Genomic DNA, 7,345 nt, shown 5'->3' on the forward strand with positions numbered 1-7,345 from the left:
ATCGTACTTTGGATGGTGGTGGCGCCTGAGCTTAAGCGGTGGTTTTGATCCAGATGAGACAGCGCTGGGCGTCCAGGCCAGGGACTTGTAGTTGTTCCACGTGAAACACGTTCAGGTCCTGGGGCAGGGCGGCGATCTCGTCGTCAGGGTGCTGGCCCTTCATCGCCAGCCAGATGGCGCCCGGCTTGAGGTGCTGGCGGGTCAGGGTGGTGAAGTCCAGCAGCGATGCAAAGGCCCGTGAAGTGATCACGTCAAAGGGAGGCACCTTCAGTTCCTCCACACGGGAATGGATGCCATGCAGATTGCCCAGGCGCAGTTCGGCGGCCACCTGCTGTATGAAGCTGGCCTTCTTGGCGACTGCGTCCACGCAGCTGACATCCAGCCCTGGCTCGCAGATGGCCACCACCACGCCAGGCAGACCGCCACCACTGCCGACGTCCATCAGCCGCTGGTTCGACGTCCCGCCCAGGTGTCGGCGCAAGGCGGGAATGAGGCTGAGGCTGTCCACCAGGTGCTGGACCAGCATGGCCTGGGGGTCGCGCACAGCAGTCAGGTTGTAGACCTTGTTCCACTTCTGGATCAGGCCGAGGTAGTCCAGCAGTTGCTGGAGCTGGGGTTCGCTGAGCTTCAAGCCCAGGGTCTGGGCGGCATCACGCAAGGGGGCGAGGAGGGTGTTGGAACTCATGCGAAGAAACTCAGGCGTAGGTGAGGGAGTGGAGACCGTCCAGGATGCCGCGAGTGGGGGCCTCGACGCAGCAGTTGGGTTGCAGCAGCACGAGAATGGTCTGCGGGCAAGCCAGTTGGCCCAGATCCTCGATCCGGGAGGGCGCCCCCAGGGTATTGGGCGCGGTCTTGGTGACGCGGGCCTGGGGCCGCAGATTCAGCCTTGGAACAATCTCGAAGTCAGAGGCCTGCCCGGAATCGCTGCTTGCCAGCGGCCTCCCGGGGGCCATCCGCGCTGTCGAGTCTGGACCGGGGCCTGACGAAAGGCTGCCACCAGCGCATCGCCTCCTGCCCACCACCAGCCGCGTGACGCTGGTCAATTCAAGGAGGCGATTCACGGCCACATCCCGATGAGACGATGGCGTCGAGGGTGGGCCCGCGCCCAGCCTTCCAGGCTCATGCGCAGGCCTTGCTGTCGTCCGTGAAGCCTTTGAAGCGGCCCTTCTTGAGGTGGACCAGCAGCAAGGAGATGGCCGCCGGTGTCACACCCGAAAGGCGCGAGGCTTGGCCCAGGGTCTCAGGTCGGTGCTTGTTGAGCTTCTGACGCACTTCGAAGGAGAGGGCGGTGACCTGAGCGTAGTCCAGCTCCTCAGGCAGTTTCAAGTGCTCGAAATGGGCGGCTCGGGCGACGTCTTCGCTCTGCTTGCTGATGTAGCCGGCGTACTTGACGCTGATTTCCAACTGTTCGATGACCGCATCGGCCAGATTGGCACCAAGTGCACCTATCAAGGCTTCACGTGAAACTCCGGCGTCGGGTTTCGCAATCGCAGCGACCGCGGCCACAGCGTCATAACCCACCCCCGGGCGCCTCAGCAACTCGACCAGGTTGTACTCGCGCTCCAGCGCCTTGCCCACCAGGCGCTCGGCTTCAACTGCCGGGAGGATGGCCGGATGGACCCAGGTGCTCTTCAGCTTCTCTGTTTCACGTGAAACAGCGTCGCGCTTGCGATTGAAGGCCTCCCAGCGGGCGTCATCGACCAGCCCCAGCTCACGACCCTTTTCAGTGAGGCGCATGTCGGCGTTGTCCTCCCGCAATTGCAAACGGAACTCGGCGCGGCTGGTGAACATGCGGTAAGGCTCGGTCACGCCCTTGGTGATCAGGTCGTCTACCAGCACACCCAAGTAGGCCTGCTCGCGGCCCGGCAGCCAGGCCTCGCGGCCCTGCACCTGGAGCGCGGCATTCATACCCGCAAAAAGGCCTTGGGCGGCGGCTTCTTCATAGCCTGTCGTGCCGTTGATTTGCCCAGCAAAGAACAGGCCTTGGATGGCCCGCGTCTCGAAGCTGGACTTCAGCGCCCGCGGGTCGAAATAGTCGTATTCGATGGCATAGCCGGGGCGCAGGATGTGGGCGCTTTCCATCCCTGGGATGGACTGCACGGCTGCCAGCTGGATGTCGAAGGGCAGGGACGTGGAAATGCCGTTGGGGTAGAACTCGTGAGTGCTCAGTCCTTCAGGCTCAAGGAAGATCTGGTGAGAGTCTTTGTCGGCGAAGCGGTTGATCTTGTCCTCGATCGAGGGACAGTAGCGCGGGCCCACGCCTTCGATCACGCCGGTGAACATGGGGCTGCGGTCGAAGCCAGAGCGAATGATGGCGTGCGTGCGCTCGTTGGTGTGAGTGATCCAGCATGGCAGCTGGCGTGGATGCTGGTCCGCCGAGCCCATGAAGCTGAATACGGGGATGGGGTCCAGGTCACCAGGCTGTTCAATGCATTTCGAGAAATCGATGCTGCGACCGTCGATGCGCGGTGGCGTGCCAGTCTTGAGCCGGCCCTGCGGCAGCTTCAGCTCCTTCAGTCGAGCGGAGAGGCTCACGGCGGGCGGATCGCCGGCACGACCGGCGCTGTAGTTCTCCAGGCCGATATGGATGCGGCCGTCCAAGAAAGTGCCTGCCGTCAGCACCACGGCGCGCGAGCGGAAGCGCAGGCCGGACTGGGTGACAGCCCCGACCACACGGTCAGCTTCCACCATGAGGTCGTCCACCGCCTGTTGGAACAGGCACAGATTCGCCTGGTTCTCGAGGCGATGACGGATGGCGGCCTTGTAGAGCACGCGATCGGCCTGGGCCCGGGTGGCGCGCACAGCCGGTCCCTTGGAGCTATTGAGGATGCGGAACTGGATGCCGGATTCATCCGTGGCAGCGGCCATGGCGCCACCCAGTGCATCCACCTCCTTGACCAGATGCCCCTTGCCGATCCCGCCGATGGACGGATTGCAGCTCATCTGGCCCAGGGTTTCGATGTTGTGGGTCAGCAGCAGCGTGCGCACGCCCATGCGGGCCGCGGCCAGAGCGGCCTCGGTGCCGGCGTGTCCGCCACCAACCACGATGACGTCGAACTCTATGGGATACAGCATGGCAAGGGCAGGGGCCCGCAGGAAGGGCCCCGAGATCAGCAGCGGGGAAGGGGGCCGATTTTACCGGGGCCTGTGGATAAGTGCGAGTGCGCCTCCCGGGCTGGCGGGCCCTGGTGAAGGGCCGCCCCGCAGCCCCGTCTGCCTGGCTTTTGCGAGCCTCCTGTGGTTCAGGCCGCCAGGTCGGCGCGGTTGAGAAGTCCCGAGTCCTGCCTGACGAAATGAGCCGTGGCGGCCAGGGCCTGGGACAGGGGCGGGGGCTGCAGGCCCCAGCGCAGGCTCAGCGCCTCCGCAGGCCGGGTGTTGAAGGCGGGGTCCCGGATCAGAAAATCCAGGCTTTCCGCCGAGGTACCGCTCCAGGCTGCAAGGCCTGGCAGACGCAGCAGGCCGCGCATGAGTGGGAGGGGTAGGGTCCAGCGCGGAGCGCTGACACCCAGCGACCCGGCCAGCTCGCGGACCAGCGCATGGAAAGAGGGCGATGCCTGGTCCATCAGCACGAAGTCGCCCGACTGGACTTGCGGATCCAGCGCTAGATGCGCCAGGAACCCGGCCACATGATCCACGCTGACCACCGGCAGTTGGTGGTGAGGTGAGCCGGGAAGCGCCTGCAGGCGGCCCCCGATCAACTGGCGGCATAGGGCATGGAGCGCAGCATGCGCGGGCAACTCGCCTTCTACCGCATGCCCGCACACCGTGGCCGGGTGCACGCAAAGCCACGGGCGCCCCAGGTGCCGCGCCAGCGCGCTCATGTGAGCCTGGGTCTCCAACTTGCTGGCTTCATAAGCGCCAATCCGCCGGTAGACACGCTGCCAGTCCGCCCTGCCGTCCGCAGAAATGCCCAGATGCGCCAACTGCGGCTGGTGCTGGGTCATATAGCCTCCGACGGCCACGAAGCGGCCCGCATGGCCCCCGGGGTCGGTCTGTGCCTCCCACAGCGCTGCGGTGGCCTGCAGTTGGGCACGACGTGCTGTGGTGGCATCAAGCCCCCACTCGAAACGTGCGGCCAGATGAACCAGCGTCTGCGGGCGAAGTTGGTGGATCAGGGCCTGTGCTGCCCCGGTGTCCTCCAGGCAGTAGGGGTGTGCCTGCATCTGGTTGAGCGGGGCGTCCGCGATCCCGCGGGCAGACAGCCAGCGGCGTAGCATGGCCAGCTGCCTTGCCGGATCGCGCAGGGCCAGAGCCAAAGGCTGCGAAGGTGCCTGCAAGAGCAGGGCATGCAGCAGCCAGCGGCCTATCTGGCCCGTGGCACCGGTGATGAAGAGAGGGGAGGGCATGGCTCGATGGGAGAGTGGAAAGCCCCATGCTCCAGCCTTGACTACACTCCAGGGTCAAGCACCGTTGCCTTTTCTCATTCCTGCGCTGGTCCAGACATGCTCATCGGGGAACTCGCCGCGCTCAGCGGCCTCAGCCACGACACCCTGCGTTTTTATGAGCGCCAGGGCTTGCTCCATGCCTTGCGCACCGCCAAGGGCTACCGCCGTTATGGCGCGGAGTCGGCGGCGCGGCTGACGCTGATCCGGCTTGCCCAGGGCCTGGGGTTCAGCCTGGCCGAGATCCGCGAGGTGCTGGCCCAGATGGATGCCCTGCAGGATGGCGCCTTGGATGCCGCCCAGGTCCAGGTCCTGCTGCAGGGCAAGCTGGCGCAGATCGACGCCCGGCTCGAAGACTTGCGCGCCTTGCGCGCACAGTTGGCGGATCAGCTCACGCGCGCTTGCCCTTTGCGCCTACAGGCGGAGCAGGGCTGATGCAGTGCCGGCCCCATTGTGCAGCCTGCTGCATCGCGCCATCGATCAGCTCGCCCATCCCTGGCATGCCGCTGGTGAATGGCATCAGCAAGCCTGCCGGGATGCGTTGTGTGCAACTGGACGAGCAGGATCGCTGCAAGATCTTCGGTCGACCTGAGCGCCCAGCTGTTTGTGGCTCCCTGCAGCCCTCGGAGCTGATGTGTGGCGAGAGCCGGGAGCAGGCCATGCGCTGGCTGGGATGGATGGAGGAACAGACCTCGCCTGCACCGCCGTCCTGAGTGGGCATCGAGCGTTTTTCGTCGCATGCCAAGCGCTAGGCCGCGCGTTGGAATTCCAGCGCCAGTCCCTTGAATTCCATGGCCCAGGCATGACGCAGGAGTCGGACACGGCCGCGCTGCGGGTGATGCACGGTGAGGTGCTCGTCATGGACGGCGACCAGCGGCATCCATCCCAACTGCGCGTGCTGTATGAGACAGGGCAGCTGAAGCTGATTCAGCGAGCCAGCGTCCAGGCGCACTAGGCGGCTGCGCAGCCCCAGGCTCAAGGCCTGCGCACAGAGCCCGTCCAGGCAGGTGACAGAGGATGCTCGTGCCACCGCGATCCGGCTTTGGGCATTCAGGCCATGATGGCCGGCGATGAAGGCCAGGGCGTCAGCCTGCGAAGGGTCTGGTCCTGCCGGCCCTCGCAAACCAAGCCGCGCTATCCAGCCCCCCATCGCGCCACCCTTGGGCGCATCTGGTGGCATGTGTCAGCAGGACGACAAAAAGACGAGAGGCTGGCAAAAGCCAGCCTCTATAAGGGACGTCATTGCTGCTTACCAAGTGCCCTTGGGCGACGGATCTCCTTCAGTGTTCAGCCAAGTGCCCTTGGGCGACGGATCCTGCTCGGTGACCAGCCAAGTGCCCTTGGGCGACGGATCCTGGTCAGAGGTCAGCCAAGTGCCCTTGGGGCTGTCGCTGCCTTCACCGCCGCTAACCCATTCCAATTCGCTTGCGTTCAACTGTTTGAGAGCATTCATAAATAATCTCCTGTTGGCCCCAAAAGGGAAGCTAGTTCGGCCAATTGGATCACCTAGCGCTTTTTCCAGCCACTGTCACACATTACATCCTAGGGATGATACTTAGCGGATCAACCCGAGACGGAGAGCCTTCAAAACGGCCTGATGCTTGTTGTTGCAGTCCATCTTGTGCATTGCATTGTTCAGATGCAGGACGGCTGTTCGTTCGCTGATACCCAGGATGCCCCCGACTTCCCAGGCGGTTTTCCCTTCCATGGTCCAACGCAGGCACTCCAATTCGCGAGGCGTCAGGCTTGGAAGCTGTTGCTCCAGCGATGCACCCGCTGGCAGAAACACATTCCACGCAGCTTCCTGAGCATGGACCGCGAACAGCTGCAGGTCTGCGACTACGCGTGTTAGTTGCTGGTGATCCGACGGTAGGGACTCGCGCCGATCAACCCCCATGATGAAGTGGCGTCCTTCCGGCAGATGCAAGGCCAGGCAGACGCCACTGCAATAGCCGAAGCGCGCCTGCTCTTCCCAAAGATCGCCACGCCCATGCTGAACGTACGTGAACTGGCTCCAGATGATCGGGACGCTGTGACGCTTGACGTGCTGCATCACGGGATCTAACTTGCCCAGTGACGGGTCGTATGCAATTTCGTTGAAGCCGGCGGGCGCGTTGTCGATCGACATGAATTCAGCGTTACCTGGCCCGCGATCAAGCACTACGGTCGCAGTGACCGTTTCAAACCCCAGGTTCTGCGCAAACCGCACGATTTCCTCGCGGAACTCGTCGCGATTCTTGGCTTCCAGCACCGATTGAAAACTGCCTTGCAGCATGAGGCCGGGGATCCCTCGGGAAGATTGGAGTTGTCTGGGAATTGTCAGCGCTAGAGGGGCCTGTTCTGCTAGGGTTTACAGCTAGCAACAACTTGCAGGTCCCAGCGGACTGCACTTACAGGATGATGCCCAGCACCGTCATCCTCCACAACAAGCAAGTCCTGTCGATGACACCTGCCTGGATTGTCTACGCTTGGCCCCGCCTGCTGTGCGCGACGGACGCCACACCCCAGTTGCAACTCGCCCACCTGAGCACCCGTGTCCTGGTGCCGGGTGATGCCGATCATCCCGCCATGGGCCAGACGCTCTGGAAGGGCGAATGGCAGCATGGCACGGCGGGGGTCGCCTGGGACTGGGTTCGACTGCCGGTCGGCGTGGTGGCCATGGTGGACCCCATGTCCCTGGTGACCAATCTGCAGTTCCTGAACCCGCGCGGCGAGGTGCTGGCCCCCGTGGATTCCGCGCGCCAGCTCAATGAGATCGTCCATGCCTTGCCCTGGCAGCAGGAAGTGCATCGCGCCCTCGGCCTGATGCACTGAACCCGAGCGTCATTCCGTTCTTTCTCTGACCCGTCCTGAATTAGGTTGACACTCAGAACGGTTGAACAAGGCCGGCGTCAGCCGGCCATCGACGCCCGATGCACTGCATCGGGCGTCTGCATTTTCAGCGACAGATGAGGCCGCTCGTG

The 7,345-nt window shown here is 63.9% G+C and carries 10 protein-coding genes; 3 read left to right on the plus strand and 7 right to left on the minus strand.

Annotated elements, in window-relative coordinates; genetic code table 11:
* Positions 1-31: 31 nt before the first annotated feature.
* The 4 genes from rsmG to ACS5PK_RS18735 all read right to left on the minus strand — a co-directional run bounded on the left by rsmG (position 32) and on the right by ACS5PK_RS18735 (position 4,346).
* Positions 32-685 carry a 16S rRNA (guanine(527)-N(7))-methyltransferase RsmG gene (gene rsmG / locus ACS5PK_RS18720; protein ID WP_439441780.1) on the minus strand — a complete coding sequence of 218 codons (654 nt, stop codon included), beginning with the start codon at positions 683-685 and terminating at the stop codon, positions 32-34.
* 10 nt (positions 686-695) lie between these two features.
* On the minus strand, positions 696-953 hold the full coding sequence (locus ACS5PK_RS18725; protein WP_439441781.1) for a hypothetical protein: 258 nt from the start codon (positions 951-953) through the stop codon (positions 696-698).
* Positions 954-1,119: 166 nt separating this feature from the next.
* Positions 1,120-3,075 (minus strand): tRNA uridine-5-carboxymethylaminomethyl(34) synthesis enzyme MnmG, encoded by a 1,956-nt coding sequence (gene mnmG, locus ACS5PK_RS18730; RefSeq protein WP_439441782.1) that lies wholly within the window; start codon positions 3,073-3,075, stop codon positions 1,120-1,122.
* Positions 3,076-3,242: 167 nt separating this feature from the next.
* Positions 3,243-4,346, minus strand: a complete 1,104-nt coding sequence (locus ACS5PK_RS18735) for an NAD-dependent epimerase/dehydratase family protein (protein WP_439441783.1) — start codon at positions 4,344-4,346, stop codon at positions 3,243-3,245.
* Positions 4,347-4,442: 96 nt separating this feature from the next.
* On the opposite strand from ACS5PK_RS18735, the gene ACS5PK_RS18740 reads away from it, so the two are divergent.
* A complete protein-coding gene (locus ACS5PK_RS18740; RefSeq protein WP_439441784.1) occupies positions 4,443-4,817 on the plus strand; it encodes a MerR family transcriptional regulator in 375 nt (124 codons plus the stop codon).
* Positions 4,817-5,095, plus strand: a complete 279-nt coding sequence (locus tag ACS5PK_RS18745) for a YkgJ family cysteine cluster protein (protein WP_439441785.1) — start codon at positions 4,817-4,819, stop codon at positions 5,093-5,095. The genes ACS5PK_RS18740 and ACS5PK_RS18745 overlap by 1 nt, the downstream gene beginning before the upstream one ends.
* Positions 5,096-5,130: 35 nt before the next feature.
* On the opposite strand, the gene ACS5PK_RS18750 is transcribed toward ACS5PK_RS18745, so the two are convergent.
* The 3 genes from ACS5PK_RS18750 to ACS5PK_RS18760 all read right to left on the minus strand — a co-directional run bounded on the left by ACS5PK_RS18750 (position 5,131) and on the right by ACS5PK_RS18760 (position 6,657).
* Positions 5,131-5,562 carry a cysteine peptidase family C39 domain-containing protein gene (locus tag ACS5PK_RS18750; RefSeq protein WP_439441786.1) on the minus strand — a complete coding sequence of 144 codons (432 nt, stop codon included), beginning with the start codon at positions 5,560-5,562 and terminating at the stop codon, positions 5,131-5,133.
* A 69-nt stretch (positions 5,563-5,631) separates the two neighbouring features.
* Positions 5,632-5,835, minus strand: coding sequence for a hypothetical protein (locus tag ACS5PK_RS18755; RefSeq protein ID WP_439441787.1), 204 nt, complete (start codon positions 5,833-5,835; stop codon positions 5,632-5,634).
* Positions 5,836-5,937: 102 nt separating this feature from the next.
* A complete protein-coding gene (locus tag ACS5PK_RS18760; RefSeq protein WP_439441788.1) occupies positions 5,938-6,657 on the minus strand; it encodes a helix-turn-helix transcriptional regulator in 720 nt (239 codons plus the stop codon).
* A 122-nt stretch (positions 6,658-6,779) separates the two neighbouring features.
* Between ACS5PK_RS18760 and ACS5PK_RS18765 the strand changes: the two genes are divergently transcribed.
* The gene (locus tag ACS5PK_RS18765; protein ID WP_439441789.1) at positions 6,780-7,196 is read left to right on the plus strand and encodes a hypothetical protein; all 417 of its coding nucleotides are present in this window, start codon (positions 6,780-6,782) and stop codon (positions 7,194-7,196) included.
* The last annotated feature ends 149 nt before the right edge of the window (positions 7,197-7,345 follow it).

The organism is Roseateles sp. DB2, assembly GCF_051857535.1.
In the GTDB taxonomy this organism is placed as follows: domain Bacteria; phylum Pseudomonadota; class Gammaproteobacteria; order Burkholderiales; family Burkholderiaceae_C; genus Roseateles_B.